Here is a 14993-nt window from a genome sequence, read left to right as displayed (position 1 = left end):
ATTTGTTTCTATTTTTCCATTGTACTGCAACCAATTTCGGAATGCTATCTTTTCTCAATTATTCCCAAGTGCTGATGCTGTGCCATCCTTTTGTAAAACAGCTTCAAAACCTTGGCGCATCCTTTCAAGTCCCTCGTGTAGTTTTGCTTGCGAACAGCCAATATTTAACCGTAAAAATCGTTGTCCATTACCGCCATAAATCGAGCCGTCCATAATGGCGACTTTCCCCACAGAAACTAAAGCCTCTTGTAAGCGGGCCACATCTGGAACTGCCGCTGATACGTCCAACCACATTAAGTAAGTGGCTTCCAGCTCCGTCACTTTAATTTTTGGCAAATATGTCTGTAAAAAATCTTTCACGTAACGTTGGTTCTCCGCTAAATAATCATTCAACTCGTCAACCCAAGTACCACATTTTTGATAGGCCGTCATGGTTGCTAACATTCCCAAAATACTTGTTGATGATAAACCATCGGCGTTTTTTAATTTGAGCTGAAAAGCGTCACGCAATTCGTTATCTGGAATTAAGGTGTAAGCAAAAATCAGCCCTGGAAAATTAAAGGTTTTCGTGCCACTGGTAATAATGGCAGATTTTTTATAACCAAATTGCGTAATTGGTCGATGAACATGGCCTTTATTAACGATATCCATATGAATTTCATCAGAAAGTAAAAACACATCATACTGTTGGCACAATGAAACCATTCGCTCTAACTCCCATTGCTCCCAAACACGTCCTGTTGGATTATGCGGGGAACATAAAAGCAAACAGCGATTTTCTGGTTGCGCTAGTTTTTTTTCTAAATCAATAAAATCAATACTGTAGCGCTTCTCTTGATAAAGCAGTTCATTCGCCACTACTTGCCGCTTATTTTCCTGAATAACTTTAAAAAATGCATCATAGGCAGGTGTTTGTAAAATAATGCCCTCCCCTTCGTTAGTTAATAATTGAATCAAAGCAGAAATCCCGTAGATAACGGTCGGGGTATACATAATCCAGTGTTCTTCAATCTTCGTCTGGAATCTTGTCTGGTACCACGTTTGAATTGCTTCTTTTAATTGCGGATGATTCCACCTTGTATAGCCAAATACTGGATGTTTCAAACGCTCCTGTAATGTTGCCAGAACTGCCTCTGGCACAGCAAAATCCGTATCGGAAATAGTGAAGGGAAGCAAATCCGCTTCCCCAAATCGGTCTTCTACAAAATCCCACTGTGTACAATACGTTCCTCGTCGATCAATTGCTTTATCAAACGACACACTCTTCACCTTCTGTCTTTTTTCTAACCTAAAATCATCTCTAATTGATTACGGACCGTTGTCACTTTGGTTCCGATAATCACTTGCACGTTCTGCGCATCTAAATGCACGACACCTAAAGCCCCTAATTGCTTTAATTTGTCATCATCTACTTTATTAGCATCTGCTAACACTAAACGTAAACGCGTAATGCAATTATCAATAGCTTGAATATTCTCTTGCCCACCCAAAGCCGCTAAAATCCCAGGCGCATCATAGCCACCCGTTTTCTTATATTGAACTTCTTGATCGGTATATTCAGTCTCATCTAAGACCTTGTCTCGTCCAGGTGTTTTTAAATCAAAGGTTACAATGACTGTTTTAAAGACGAAATAATAAACAACAAACCAGATAGCGCCGACAATGAGAACCCACCACCATTTTGTATAAGTTCCTTGTAACAAGCCAAAAATAACAAAGTCCAGTAGCCCGCCATCAGTGTTCCCAATCACAACACCCAATAAAGCCATTACCATGAAACCTAGACCAGTCATAATGACATGAAACAGCCATAATAATGGACTAATAAATAAAAATAAAAATTCAATTGGTTCTGTAATTCCAGTGATAGCCGTTGCAATCACACCTGAAAGGAGTAAGCCTTTAATCTTATGTCGATTCGCCGGAGCTGCAGTATGATACATCGCAAGTGCCGCCGCTGGTAAGCCAAAAATAAAGGTCGGCATTTTCCCTTGTGACAAGAAAGCTGTTGCGCTTGGTGAAATCGGTAAATTATTTTGCAATTCTGCATAGAAAATATTTAACGCACCAAACACTTCTTTGCCAGCCACCACCGCTGAACCCCCTGCTTCAGTAAAACGAATCATGGAAACCAAAATATGATGCAACCCAAACGGTAACAGTAGACGTTCCCCTGACCCAAACAGAAAAGGCCCAAAAATACCAGAACGTTGGATAAGTTGGCCAATCGCCATAATCATTAGCGCGAAAAGTGGCCAAACTAACGGAATTACTAAGCCCACGAAGGCCATCACTAATGAAGTAATAATTGGTACAAACCGTGCGCCAGAAAAGAAGGCAAAACTATCTGGTAGTTGCACCGTATAAAATCGATTATGCAACTTATAGACAATAAGCCCAGCGATAATTCCACCAAGAACGCCCATTTCAATCGTTTGAATCCCAAAAACCATTCCTTGACCGGCTTCCCGCAACTGTTCAGGATCCACAAGGCGATTCGTCTGCACTAAATAGAAATTAATCGCTAAATTCATCACCGTATAGCCTACGAAACCTGAAAACGCAGCAATTCCTTTTTCTTTCCGAACTAACCCCAACGGAATGGCCATTGCAAACATGACAGGTAAATAGGCAAACGCAAAAACCACCAATTGTCGACATAAATTGGAAAATAATTTTCACTGCGGGCTTTCCTAAAAACGGGATCGTTTCAATCATGGATTCACTGGAAAAAGAACTTCCTAATCCCAACAAAATCCCCATAAAAGCTAATAAAGCCACTGGCAACATAAACGTTTTGCCTAATCCTTGGAAAAACTCCCAGAAAGTCGCTTTCTTTTTCTTTACTGCCATTTCTTAACTCCTCCATTCATTCTTTACAAAACTAAAAATGATTGCGTTTACATTCATTGCCCTCATTATAACTAGCCCAAAACAAAGAAAAAAGAGGCTACACTCTTTCTGTATCCCCTTACATCATTTAGTATGGTGTTGCATAAAATTACCGCGGCTGCTTTGCCTCTGCGTACATTAATAAAACCGTATCGAACAAACAAATGACAGCAATTCTTGAACTTAAATCCACGCGCTGATGATAACGTGTCGTCCCTTTGGCAAATAACGTCGTCGTCGACAATTTTTCCAAGGTGCTTCCTTTAGTCGAAATCAAACTAATCATCGGCACTTGCTGTTCCTGCGCTACACGTGCATACGCTAAAATCCCTTTAGTTTCTCCTGTATAACTGACAAAAATGGCTAAATCCTGTCCATCCAGATTCTTAACTGCTGCCGTTTGTTCATCCCAATCAGATCGTGCATAGGCTTTTTTTCCTAAAAATGTTAGCTTTCGTGCAAAATCAGTACAAATAGGAAAACTGCCACCAACACCGAACACTTCAATCGTATTCGCACGCTCAATCATTTTAAGCATTTCCGCGACTTTGGCTTCATCCATTTGTTGAAAACTGTCTTGCACATTGGCGATCAACTGTTGCGTAATAGCTTGAAAACTACGACTATCGCTTTCTGTGCTCTCGCTCTGCACCGATTGGACGATCGCGTATTTTAATTCTTGGAAGCCTCGATAACCTAAGTGTTTTGCTGTCCGAGAAATAGTGGCTGTTGAGACAAACAACGCCTGCGCCACCTCATAAATGGTTTGTGAACTAATTTCCGTCATATGCGTCAAAATATAATCCAGTACTTGATTTTCAATTTTACTTAAATGATTTCGTTTCTTTTCTAACAAAGCGATTAATCCCTCAGTCGTCATCCAATCCCTCACTTTAAATCCTTTTTTATAATTATACACCAGAATATTCTGATTATTTCAATAAGAAAGTCCAAAATAACCAACAGCGGCTCCATCATTCGCCAGAGAAAAAAATCAGCCTTCCGATGGAGGTGCTTGTTGCGCGTTCTTGCTATACTCTGTATATAGAAAACAGGAAAAATTTGGAGGTAGTACGTATGAATAATCAACGACCAATGTTTATAAATATTCTTTTAGTGGTCCTTTTATTTTTAGTTGTCGGTTCACTCTTTAGTGCCGTTGTCGGTATCGTGGGAAGCTTATTGTGGCTAGCAGTAAAAATTTTAGTTCCCGTAGCGATTATCGTGTGGCTTGTTCGAACAATTTCGGGAAATAATGGCAACTGCCGCCGTCGTTATTAAAAAAAAAAAACAGGTTTTCCTTTTCGGAAAACCTGTTTTTTTTACTTCTTTTATCTAAAAGCATATACAATATTACTAATACCAAACATCATAAAGTAGAAGCCAACTAAGAAGCTTAAAGTTAGTGCTGAAGACAATGGATTAAATAATAACATTACACCTAAGATAATCCCTAAAACGTCAACAATTAATGTGAACCAGAAGTAACCTGTGCTTACTCGTTTAGCAAAATCTAAAGTAAATAAGCCGAAAATTGAGTCGAATAAAAACCAAATTGCAAAAACAAATGGTAACACAGCGACACCAATATTTAAGTTAAACAATAAGTAAACACCAATTAGGATATCAATAATCCCTAAGATGATTGGTGCATAAGCTTTGTAGCCTAGCAATTCTTTCATACGATTACGTACAAAAATTTCGAAAATCCCTTTAATAATAGCAAAAATCGCAAAAACCATCACAATGGCAATTAAATTACCGGCAGGATTTTGGAAAGAAATTAATGCAGTCAGAACAAATAGAATTCCTAATACTAATGAACCCCAGTCCATTCCATGATGTTGTCGTTGTTCCATGACACTCACTCCTCTATAAAATAATTTATTACACTTATTATGTTACTACTATTTTACAAGGTGTCAAATATTTTCATCGTGCTTTCTGAAAACCATTTCAATGATAACTCCATTAAAAACAACGTATCACTTGATTGTCTCTTTTTTGGTGCACAATTGTGTCTTTTTTGTATAAATAAGTCCCTCGTTTTCCCACAAAAAAACCGCTACTTTTTCATCTAGTTTATAAAAAAGTAACAGTTATAAATTATTTTTTCTTTTTCCCAATCGAGAGAATCCCTCTTTTTATGACATCAAAGAAACTCAAAGATTGGACCATATGATCTGGGTCAACATATTCACGAATAGCTCGTAACACTCGCTTCGGCTCTTTTGAAGCAAACGTATACGTCCCATTTTTCTTGGTTTGAATCGCATAACGAGGAATCCATTTTCCTTTGAACATTACTGAAGCCAACACGTAATCGACTTCTTCCCACGGAATTTGGATAAACTTACGTGGATCTTTGGCATGGTAAAATTCAAACCCGCGGTCACCTATCATAATTTGTCCATAATCTGTTAATCCTGTAAATGCCGTCGCATCTATAACTAAATCAACTTTTGTGTTTAATGATTGTACCATGTTATCTGCTCCATTTCATTCGACTAATTCCTCTTTATTATACGTTTCTTTCCTGATCGAAACAAACAAAATTACATCTTTGTTTAAAAAAGCGGAAGAAAAGTTTCTCGACTTCTCTTCCGCTTTTTTTGATTAGAAGTAATGAACTTACTTCGTCATTCTTATAATAAGCCGATTAAGTGGCCGACAACGCCGACTACGAATAAACCAAGAATGATAACGATTGGGCTAACTTTTTTCTTCAATAACCACATACATAAGAATGTAAGTAGTAATGGTGCTAGACCTGGAATCAATTGATCTAAGTTATCTTGTAAAGTAGTAACTTTCGTTGGTGAAAGCGCCAAGCCTTGGTTCACTTGTTCAAAGGCTTTATGCATTCCTTCACCGCCAGCAGGAAGTTTATCCCACTCGATATAAGCACCTTTGTCTAACTTAACTTGTGAGACAATTGGTAAGAACTTAATCGATACCCAACGTTGAACTAATGCGGCCAGTACGAACATCCCTAAAATAGAAGCACCTTTTGTAATATCTTGTAGTAAACCACCTGAAAGGTCATCAGTAATTTTAGAACCTGCTTTGTAACCAAACTCTTGTGTATACCACATGAATGACCAACGAATTAAGTTCCAAGCAACGAAGAATAAGATTGGGCCTAAGATGTTACCACCCATTGCTAAGGAAGCACCTAAAGCGCCTAACATTGGACGAACAGTAAACCAGAAAACTGGGTCACCGACACCGGCTAAAGGACCCATCATCCCAACTTTAACCCCTTGAATCGCTACGTCATCAACTGGTGCGCCATTGGCACGTTCTTCTTCCAAAGCTAATGTTACACCAAGGATTGGTGAGGCAATGTATGGGTGTGTATTAAAGAATTCTAAGTGACGTTTTAACGCCGCTGAACGTTCTTCTTTCGTTTTATATAATTTTTTGATTGCTGGAATCATTGAGAATGCCCAGCCGCCGTTTTGCATACGTTCATAGTTCCAAGAACCTTGGATAAATGTTGAACGCCAAGCTACAGCTAAACGATCTTTTTTAGTTAATTGAATTTTTTCTGCCATTTTCTTTGCTCCTCCTTCAGAATTAGTAGTCGTTTAAAATATCGCCTAATGGGTCGCCAGAGTTGCCTCCGCCATTTGAGTTAGAAGAACCGCCCATTTTAGATAAGTTCAAGTAAATAAGAGCTAAAGCGACACCTAAAGCACCTAATGCGATTAATGTTAATTGAGAAATCGCTGCGACTACGAAACCGATAATGAAGAATGGCCATACTTCTTTTGTTGCCATCATGTTGATTACTAATGCATAACCTACGGCAACGACCATACCACCACCGATAGCCATACCATCAGTTAACCAAGCTGGCATTGATTCTAAGAAATTACGAACAGTGTCAGCAGGAATGAATAGTAACGCACCTGCTGGAATCGCAATACGAATACCTTGTAAACATACAGCGAAAATGTGTAACATTTCAACTTGTTTAATGTTGCCTTTTTCAGCAGCCGCGTCCATCATGTGAACGATTGGAACCGCAACTGTCCGAACGATCATTGTTAAGAACAAACCTGCAACCGCTAAAGGAACTGCGATGGCAATCGCTGAAGGAACACCTTTAACACCTTGGCCACCTAAAACTAAAATAATTGCTGAGGCAACAGATGCTAAAGCGGCATCCGGTGCAACGGCAGCCCCGATGTTCGCCCAACCTAACGCGATCATTTGTAAAGTACCACCTAAAACAATTCCGGCTTCTAAATTACCAGTAACTAATCCGATTAATGTACATGCTACTAACGGTTGGTGGAATTGGAACTCATCCAAAATCCCTTCCATACCAGCTAGAAAGGCAACGAGTAAAACTAAAATAATTGATATAACAGACATGATAAGCCTCCTATTTTGATTTGTATTTGGCGAGTTACGCGTTTGCTAACTCATTTTTTGCTTTTTTCAAAATTTCGTCCATATTCGCTTTTGAATCATTTGGCACTTTACGCACATCAAATTTGATGCCTTTGGCTTTTAATTCATCAAACGTATCAACGTCTTCTTGACCCATTGATAATACTTTGCTTACAACGACTTTTCCAACAGAGTGAGCCATTGAACCAACGTTTACTTCTGGGATTTCTACGCCGCCTTCAACCACTTTTAAGACGTCTTCAGGATTTTCAAATAATAATAATGCTTTTGTATTGCCAAAACGTGGATCTTTCGCTACTTCAATCATTTTACTGATTGGAATAACATTGGCTTTTACTCCTGGAGGAGCTGCTTGTTCGATTAATTTCTTACGTAAGTCATCTTTTGCAACGGCATCAGAAACAACAATAATTCTGTTTGGTTGTGTTGCTTTTGTCCAAGCTGTTGCTACTTGACCATGTAATAAACGTGAATCAATACGTGCTAGCACAAATTTAATTTTGCCATCGCCAACAACTGTACCTGGTGGTAACGAACCTTTTGGCTGTGCATCTTCTGTCGCAGCAGCTTTTGGTGCTTCTGCTGGTTGTAACTCTTCTGGTTTAACTTTGACACCATCTTTTGCTGTTTCAAGAATGTGTGTCGCAATTTCTTGTGCTGATTCCATAGAGAAACGAGAAGCATATGCTTCAATAACCATTGGTAAGTTCATACCTGCAACGATTGCCCATTTGTCTTTATGATCTTCTAACAATGAGTTCGCTTGGTTAAATGGTGTTCCTCCCCATAGGTCAACTAAAAATAGTACTTCGTCTTGATTGTCAAACGATGCAATGGCTTCTTGCATTTTTGCTTTTACATCATCGGGACCTTCGCTAGGCATTAACGTAACTGCTTTTACATTTTCTTGTTCGCCAAAGATCATTGCACCAGATTGCAAGATCCCTTCAGCAAATTCACCGTGACTTGCTAGGATAATTCCTACCATTTTTATACCTCCTGTATAATTGATGTTTTTTTTCATGGTTGTACTGCTAAACGCTTTCACTTTTTGAAAAAAATCAGATAAATCAGATTCTGACAAAAATAAATGAAAAAATTTCAATAGTTCTTGATTTTTTTCAACATCAGCACTTGCCTTTATCAATACAGTTCATGAAGCAATGATGTTGGTCCTAGGCCACCACATCCTTTCAATGTCTTTCGTCTGTAAAAATGAACGTCAGCTGGCGTTATTTTCTTTGCTACGCTCTTTTTTCAGTAAATCCATCAAATTCACTTGGCTGTCTGCTGCGACTTTTCGAATTTCCAATTCAATACCTTGTTCATTTAAAAACAGAAATGCTTTTAAATCGTTGGCATCCACTGCGACTGCATTCGTAATCATTCGCTTGCCTGTACTGAAACTCATTCCGCCAATATTCACAGAAGTTAGTTGTACACCGCCTTCGACCACTCGTTTCACGTCCAAAGGATTAGTGAATAACAACATGGCTCGAAACGAATCAAAACGAGGATCAGGGTAAACATCAATCATTTTTTGAACAGTGATGACATTTACTTTGACACCAGGTGGAGCAGCTTGAACCAACAAGGCTTTTCTCAAATTGTCATGAGCAACGGAATCACTAACCACTAAAATGCGATTAATGTTCGTCAATTTTGCCCAAACAGTTGCTACTTGGCCATGAATTAATCGATCATCAATTCGAGCTAAACGAATATCCATTACCATCGGGAATGCTCCTTTAAATTCATTTTTAAAGGTTAGGACCTTTGTCTTTTTACCTAAAAATTTTAGGTAAAAAGGGACACCTTATTATAAGCAAGTTTCGTGCCAATTTTAGTGTATCGGTTCGAAACCTAGAAAATTATAGGTTTTTTTAAGAAAATAAAAAAAACGATACACTAATAAATAGTGTATCGTTTTTTCTGTATTAATCTAGTGTATCAATTTCGGTGATTTTATCTTCGATACACTGAGCATTTTTGACTAACTGTGCGATAAAATAAACTTCTTCTGCTGGAACATCCATATTAAGAGCTTCTTCCATAGTCTCAATTGAGGCCACAATCACTGGATAAATTGGCTCTTGAACCAATCGACCAAGTTCTTTTTCTGAAACCGTCAGTGTATCATTCCGTAAAATACGCTCCAACATGCCCGATGTGTGCATAATCAAATTGATGTAAAATGTGTACTCTTCTGGCATCGCTAATTGGGTTTGGATATTTTTAGCGAATGACCACAACAGATCAATGATTTTTTTTCCATTAATGAAAGTGAAACTTTGCTCCATATATTTTAGACAAATTTCTTTTGCTGCCGCTTCGTCCAACGGCTTATTCATTACTTCTTCTTTCCGCTCTGCTAGTAATTGCTGAATAATTTTTTCTGCTTCACCGGAAAAGAAATTTTCCATGGAAATATAAGGAACACCAATTTTGGGATTGGTAATCCCAGTTGTCGCAATAATTTCATAGTCTTCTTGAATTTTAGGCAAGACTTCTTTCATATTTACAATGGACAAAGGAATCACTTCTAAATGCCAGTCTATTTGTGGCAAGACAGATTCCTCAATAAGCTCTTTCATTCGGCGCGCAGTTCCTTCTCCAGAAGCGCAGATAGCAATAATTGCTCTTGTTTTCCAATTTTCAATGATTTGTTTCGTTTCACTTTGGCGAATATCGGCATAGCCATGAAAGTTTTTTAAAGACTCGTGAAGTGTTTCCAATTGCGTATCAATTAATGCGGTTTTGCGGGCCGCTTCAAGCACAATTGGCGTGGTCACCATGTCTACTGTCCGCACATCAATGCCTGTCTGGCGTACAATTTCTTCTGAAAACGTACTTAATGAACCCATATCCACTAATAATAGTACGCCATTTTCTTCATTCACTTCACCAACTGCTTCAACGATTTTACGCAAAGCTTCTTTCGGTGGCATATCTAAAGGCATATCCACAGCCTTCAAATTATCAACATTTAACAATTGAGAAACCACTTGTACCATACTGCTAGCGGTACTATTTCCGTGCGCAGCCACGACAATGCCAATCCGGCCAGCCTCAGGATTTTCTCTTAAAGAAATGAGCAAAACAGCTAAATAGTAACTTTCAGATTCAGGAATCTCCATCTGATAACTACTTTCAATAATATTTTTAATTTCTTTTGCTGTTTCAAACTCTGTTGGATAATCTAAAACCATATTTCGAATACTTTCATTTAAAGGATGCTTAGGATCTTTGCCTAATTGGATGCGTTTCAAGAAAGAACTAATGTGTAAACTCATTGCATAAATAAAGTTGGGTTGAAACGAATACGATAACCGCTTCGCTGCAAAATTATAAATTTTCTTAGTGACATCAATAATTCGTTGGTCCACAATTTCAGCCAATTTATTTTCTGTATCAAAGGTGAATCCATAATCTTTGTAGAAAGATTTTAAATGAACATTGATATCCGTTGTAATAAAATTATTAATTAGTTCTTGGTCCAAGCCGTCTGCTTTTAAGAGAGCCGCTTTATCTCCAATAATCTCATATAGATTGTAAGGCAATTCATAGGCATCTGACTGAATAGCTACTAAAGATTCATTTGGTGATACCACTAATTGCGGTTCCAGATATTTCGATAACTCCGACAATACTTCTCGATTACTGGCGAGTTGCATAATGCCTTCTTTAATATTGTCCGTTAATTCGTCCATCGTAATCATTAATTCCTCTTGTTCCATCTGATTAAGGAACCCTCGTGCAGTCACAAGTTGCACATTCGATTTTAGCTGACCGACATTTCCATAAGAAACACTTCCAATTAACGCTTTGACCACATCTTCTGACAAAGAGATTCGCCGTTGAATCCGCGCTGCTTCCATTGAAACCATCACTTTTAGGAGGTCAATTTTTTCTTTCGCAGGACGGTCACTAAAGTTCGGTAATTGAATGATAATCGGAATGCGTCGCACAAAAGTATTCAATAAAGAAGAAGTAGGATTCTCCGTCGTAGCACAAATAATCCGAACATCCGCATGATGTGATTTCACTGTTTCACCTAAACGCGCGTACACGCCGTGATCCATAAAATAAAAAATCATTTCTTGTCCTTCGGGTGGTAACCGATGTACTTCATCTAAAAACAGAATGCTGCCATCTGCTTCGTCAATAATCCCTTCTTTCGCTTTCGTAGCGCCTGTGAAGGCCCCTTCTACATACCCAAATAAATGCGACATCAAAAGTTCTGGATTATGCGCATAGTCTGCACAGTTAAACACCACAAACTCTTTTTCTTTGGCCACAATTTGGTTCAGCTTCGCAAATTGAAACATGGCATGAGCAAAATAAGTTTTCCCAGAACCTGTTGGTCCAGTAATTAAACAATTCAAGCCTTTTGGCGGATATAAAATCGCTGCTTTGGCTTGTTCCACCGGCGTTTTCATGCTTCCAGCTGAACCGATAATTTTTTTGAAAATATCTTCAACTTCTGGGGTTTTACTTGTCGTGACTACTGGTTCAACCAATGGTTCGATAAAAGTTTTTGTGGAGTGATCCATTGATTTTTCCCGATAACTTTTAACTGGCTTGGTTAATGGTCGATGCTGAAACGCCACCTGCGCGACATATTTTACTGGTCGACCAGATAATTTTTTCAAGCGCCCTTCACGAACCAGTTGATTCAAATCTTTACTAGCATTGGTCCGCTGAATGTTTAAACGTTCTGAAATTTCTTGTGTCGTGACTCCCGCATCACTTGTTAAGGTCATTGGCGTTAAATTCTTCGTTTGCTCTTTAACATATTGATAGATTTTTTCAATCCGCTTCATTTTTGATGGCTCCTTTAATCGATACACTAATTAATTTACATGATACAGTGTATCATTAAAAAAATACACTAAAAACCCTTTCATGAAAAAAAATTCTGTTTCACATGAAACATTTTAAAAAAGCGCCTTTTTTCTATAAAAAACCCACCTTTTTATTCGTTTCTGTAAAAAGATTGAAACTCCTTGAAAAAAGGTTCTGTAGCCGATATAATGCAGAGAGGTTCAAGAATATATTAAAAGTGAGGAAAACAATTGATTACTGTTAATGATGTAAGTTTACAATTTCCAGATCGTAAACTTTTTGAAGAAGTGAATATTAAATTTACTCCTGGCAACTGTTACGGCTTAATCGGCGCAAACGGTGCAGGAAAATCAACGTTTCTTAAAATTTTATCAGGTGAGATTCAACCGACAACTGGCGTGGTTTCAATGGGTCCTAATGAGCGACTAGCAACGCTGAAACAAAATCACTTTGACTACGAAGACTACACTGTTTTAGAAACTGTAATTATGGGACATAAACGTCTTTACGAAGTAATGAAAGAAAAAGATGCTATCTATATGAAAGAAGATTTTTCAGATGAAGATGGGATTCGTGCCGCAGAACTAGAAGGCGAATTTGCTGAACTTGACGGTTGGGAAGCAGAACCTGAAGCAGCTGTTTTACTCCAAGGGCTAAACATTCCAGAAGAATTACATGATCAAAAAATGAGCGAATTAACAGCTGGTCAAAAAGTCAAAGTGTTATTAGCTCAATCTCTTTTTGGTAAACCAGATGTCTTACTATTAGACGAGCCGACAAATGGTTTAGACACCCGCTCAATCAATTGGTTAGAAGAATTTTTAATCAACTTTGAAAATACCGTTATCGTGGTTTCCCATGACCGTCATTTCCTAAACAAAGTCTGCACTCACATGGCAGATTTAGACTTTAGTAAAATCAAACTTTACGTTGGTAACTATGATTTCTGGTTGGAATCAAGCCAACTAGCGACAAAATTGCAAGCACAATCTAATGCCAAAAAAGAAGAACAAATCAAAGAATTACAAGACTTTATCGCTCGTTTTAGCGCCAATGCCTCAAAATCAAAACAAGCAACGTCTCGTAAAAAAATGTTAGATAAAATTACCTTAGATGACATTCAACCTTCCTCTCGTCGTTATCCATTCGTTGGTTTTACACCAGAACGTGAAATCGGCAATGACTTATTACAAGTTGAAAATGTCTCTGTAACGATTGATGGCAAAAAAATCTTAGATAATATCTCGTTCAACTTAACAAAAGATGATAAAGTGGCATTCATCGCTGACTCAGATATTACAACGACTACGTTATTCAAAGTGATTATGGGCGAAATTACTCCCGATACAGGTTCTGTTCGTTGGGGCGTTACAACTAGCCAAGCTTATTTACCAAAAGACAACAGCAAAGACTTTGAAGAGCCATTAACCATTTTAGATTGGTTACGTCAATTTGCTGGTAAAGAAGAAGATGACAATACGTTCTTACGTAGTTTCTTAGGTCGGATGTTATTCTCTGGTGAAGAGGTACTAAAACCAGTCAATGTTCTTTCCGGAGGCGAAAAAGTGCGTGTCATGCTTTCAAAATTAATGCTTTCCAAAGCCAATGTCTTAGTTTTAGATGATCCAACGAACCACTTAGACTTAGAATCAATCACTGCGTTAAATGATGGGTTGATGGCTTTCACTGGTTCAATTCTTTTTGCTTCACATGACCACCAATTTATCCAAACATTAGCGAACCGAATTATTGCTGTTTCTGATAAAGGGGTTATTGATCGGGCAGAAACAACCTATGATGAATTCTTGGAAAACCCAGAAATTCAAAAACAAATGGACGTTTTATTCAGTTCAGATTATTAAAAAAATAGAGAAGTCATTAAAAAATGACTTCTCTATTTTTTATTTTCTTTTTTCACCAAAAGAAAACACAGCAATACAACCTATTCCAGTATGACTAGTAATGGTGGGTCCTAGAGGATAAATCAGTATCTCATTAACTTCTATTTCTTTTTCAATTAATTCTTTGACTTTTTCCGCGTCATCTTTCGTTCCTGCATATGCAATCAATAGTGTTTGTTTCATTGGCTCTACAATGCCTTGAATCGTTTCTTGCGCAATCTTTTGCAAGGACTTGTTTCGTCCACGAGTTTTACCAACGGATGCTAGTTTGCCTGCCGCATCCACGCGAATAATTGGTTTAATGTTCATTAAGCCACCAAGTGCTGCCGCTGTTTTAGAAATCCGTCCGCCACGTTCTAAATGTTTTAAATCATCTACCGTTACCCACGAGTGAAGTTTCATTTTTTGCTCTTCAAGATAGGCAACAACTTCTCCTAATGAATGACCATCTGTTTGTAATCGAATGGCTTCTCGGACTAACATCCCTTGACCTAAGCTAGCTGCTTTTGTGTCAATAATATGAATTTCTACATTATCGTACTCTTCTTTTAACATCTCTACTGATTGCAACGCACTTTGATAAGAGCCACTTAACCCAGATGAAAAAGCTAAATAAATCACCGGTAACCCTTGCTCCACAAAAGGACGGAAAAATTCATTGTAGCGTCCCACATTAACTTGAGAGGTAGTGGGCATACTTCCATTTTTAATAGCCGTTAAGAAGTTCTGATAATCAAACGTTTCACCTAAATCATCGCGATATTCTTTCCCGTCAATTTGAATATTCATGCTAATAAAAGGTACTTGGTTTTCTTTTAAGTATGTATACGGCAAGTCACAACAAGAATCTGTCACTAATTGATAATTCACGGACAATTGCCCCCTTCATGTTTTCTTTTATTTTACCATAGTTTTTCATTTTTATATAAAATT

Annotated in this window: 12 protein-coding genes and 1 pseudogene; 2 read left to right on the top strand and 11 right to left on the bottom strand. The window is 38.0% G+C overall.

The window, feature by feature from the left end; translation table 11 throughout:
* Nucleotides 1-54 precede the first annotated feature (54 nt).
* The 3 genes and pseudogenes from IGJ03_RS00130 to IGJ03_RS00120 all read right to left on the bottom strand — a co-directional run bounded on the left by IGJ03_RS00130 (nt 55) and on the right by IGJ03_RS00120 (nt 3772).
* Nucleotides 55-1269, bottom strand: coding sequence for a MalY/PatB family protein (locus IGJ03_RS00130; RefSeq protein WP_002395262.1), 1215 nt, complete (start codon nt 1267-1269; stop codon nt 55-57).
* Between the two features lie 14 nt (nt 1270-1283).
* A pseudogene (malX, locus tag IGJ03_RS00125) lies at nt 1284-2853 on the bottom strand (maltose/glucose-specific PTS transporter subunit IIBC).
* A 148-nt stretch (nt 2854-3001) separates the two neighbouring features.
* On the bottom strand, nt 3002-3772 hold the full coding sequence (locus tag IGJ03_RS00120) for a MurR/RpiR family transcriptional regulator (protein WP_438711051.1): 771 nt from the start codon (nt 3770-3772) through the stop codon (nt 3002-3004).
* 197 nt (nt 3773-3969) lie between these two features.
* On the opposite strand from IGJ03_RS00120, the gene IGJ03_RS00115 reads away from it, so the two are divergent.
* Nucleotides 3970-4173 (top strand): hypothetical protein, encoded by a 204-nt coding sequence (locus IGJ03_RS00115; RefSeq protein ID WP_002381332.1) that lies wholly within the window; start codon nt 3970-3972, stop codon nt 4171-4173.
* A 50-nt stretch (nt 4174-4223) separates the two neighbouring features.
* Here IGJ03_RS00115 and IGJ03_RS00110 read toward each other — a convergent pair whose 3' ends face one another.
* From IGJ03_RS00110 to IGJ03_RS00080, 7 genes are all read right to left on the bottom strand, one after another.
* Complete coding sequence (locus IGJ03_RS00110; RefSeq protein ID WP_002356034.1) at nt 4224-4751, bottom strand: HdeD family acid-resistance protein; 528 nt, start codon at nt 4749-4751, stop codon at nt 4224-4226.
* A gap of 247 nt (nt 4752-4998) precedes the next feature.
* Nucleotides 4999-5376 (bottom strand): DUF956 family protein, encoded by a 378-nt coding sequence (locus tag IGJ03_RS00105; RefSeq protein ID WP_002356033.1) that lies wholly within the window; start codon nt 5374-5376, stop codon nt 4999-5001.
* A 161-nt stretch (nt 5377-5537) separates the two neighbouring features.
* On the bottom strand, nt 5538-6449 hold the full coding sequence (locus IGJ03_RS00100) for a PTS system mannose/fructose/sorbose family transporter subunit IID (RefSeq protein WP_002356032.1): 912 nt from the start codon (nt 6447-6449) through the stop codon (nt 5538-5540).
* 22 nt (nt 6450-6471) lie between these two features.
* Nucleotides 6472-7275 (bottom strand): PTS mannose/fructose/sorbose transporter subunit IIC, encoded by an 804-nt coding sequence (locus tag IGJ03_RS00095; RefSeq protein ID WP_002356031.1) that lies wholly within the window; start codon nt 7273-7275, stop codon nt 6472-6474.
* A 34-nt stretch (nt 7276-7309) separates the two neighbouring features.
* Entirely contained in the window at nt 7310-8302 is a 993-nt protein-coding gene (locus tag IGJ03_RS00090) for a mannose/fructose/sorbose PTS transporter subunit IIA (RefSeq protein ID WP_002356030.1), read from the bottom strand.
* Nucleotides 8303-8536: 234 nt separating this feature from the next.
* On the bottom strand, nt 8537-9049 hold the full coding sequence (locus tag IGJ03_RS00085) for a mannose/fructose/sorbose PTS transporter subunit IIB (protein ID WP_002385473.1): 513 nt from the start codon (nt 9047-9049) through the stop codon (nt 8537-8539).
* Nucleotides 9050-9251: 202 nt separating this feature from the next.
* Nucleotides 9252-12137 (bottom strand): sigma 54-interacting transcriptional regulator, encoded by a 2886-nt coding sequence (locus IGJ03_RS00080; RefSeq protein WP_438711049.1) that lies wholly within the window; start codon nt 12135-12137, stop codon nt 9252-9254.
* Nucleotides 12138-12389: 252 nt separating this feature from the next.
* On the opposite strand from IGJ03_RS00080, the gene IGJ03_RS00075 reads away from it, so the two are divergent.
* On the top strand, nt 12390-14021 hold the full coding sequence (locus tag IGJ03_RS00075) for an ABC-F family ATP-binding cassette domain-containing protein (RefSeq protein WP_002359215.1): 1632 nt from the start codon (nt 12390-12392) through the stop codon (nt 14019-14021).
* A gap of 39 nt (nt 14022-14060) precedes the next feature.
* Here IGJ03_RS00075 and IGJ03_RS00070 read toward each other — a convergent pair whose 3' ends face one another.
* Nucleotides 14061-14930, bottom strand: a complete 870-nt coding sequence (locus IGJ03_RS00070; protein WP_002359214.1) for a DegV family protein — start codon at nt 14928-14930, stop codon at nt 14061-14063.
* Nucleotides 14931-14993 lie beyond the last annotated feature (63 nt).

The organism is Enterococcus sp. DIV1315a, from assembly GCF_051712325.1.
GTDB lineage: Bacteria > Bacillota > Bacilli > Lactobacillales > Enterococcaceae > Enterococcus > Enterococcus faecalis.
The sequence above is the reverse complement of the archived record's forward strand: the minus strand, read 5'-3'. Positions and strand labels throughout refer to the sequence as shown.

Coding starts and splice junctions, on each gene's coding strand:
- IGJ03_RS00120 (WP_438711051.1), bottom strand. CDS start 3,772: ATGACGACTGAGGGATTAATCGCTTTGTTAGAAAAGAAACGAAATCAT.
- IGJ03_RS00115 (WP_002381332.1), top strand. CDS start 3,970: ATGAATAATCAACGACCAATGTTTATAAATATTCTTTTAGTGGTCCTT.
- IGJ03_RS00110 (WP_002356034.1), bottom strand. CDS start 4,751: ATGGAACAACGACAACATCATGGAATGGACTGGGGTTCATTAGTATTA.
- IGJ03_RS00105 (WP_002356033.1), bottom strand. CDS start 5,376: ATGGTACAATCATTAAACACAAAAGTTGATTTAGTTATAGATGCGACG.
- IGJ03_RS00100 (WP_002356032.1), bottom strand. CDS start 6,449: ATGGCAGAAAAAATTCAATTAACTAAAAAAGATCGTTTAGCTGTAGCT.
- IGJ03_RS00095 (WP_002356031.1), bottom strand. CDS start 7,275: ATGTCTGTTATATCAATTATTTTAGTTTTACTCGTTGCCTTTCTAGCT.
- IGJ03_RS00090 (WP_002356030.1), bottom strand. CDS start 8,302: ATGGTAGGAATTATCCTAGCAAGTCACGGTGAATTTGCTGAAGGGATC.
- IGJ03_RS00085 (WP_002385473.1), bottom strand. CDS start 9,049: ATGGTAATGGATATTCGTTTAGCTCGAATTGATGATCGATTAATTCAT.
- IGJ03_RS00080 (WP_438711049.1), bottom strand. CDS start 12,137: ATGAAGCGGATTGAAAAAATCTATCAATATGTTAAAGAGCAAACGAAG.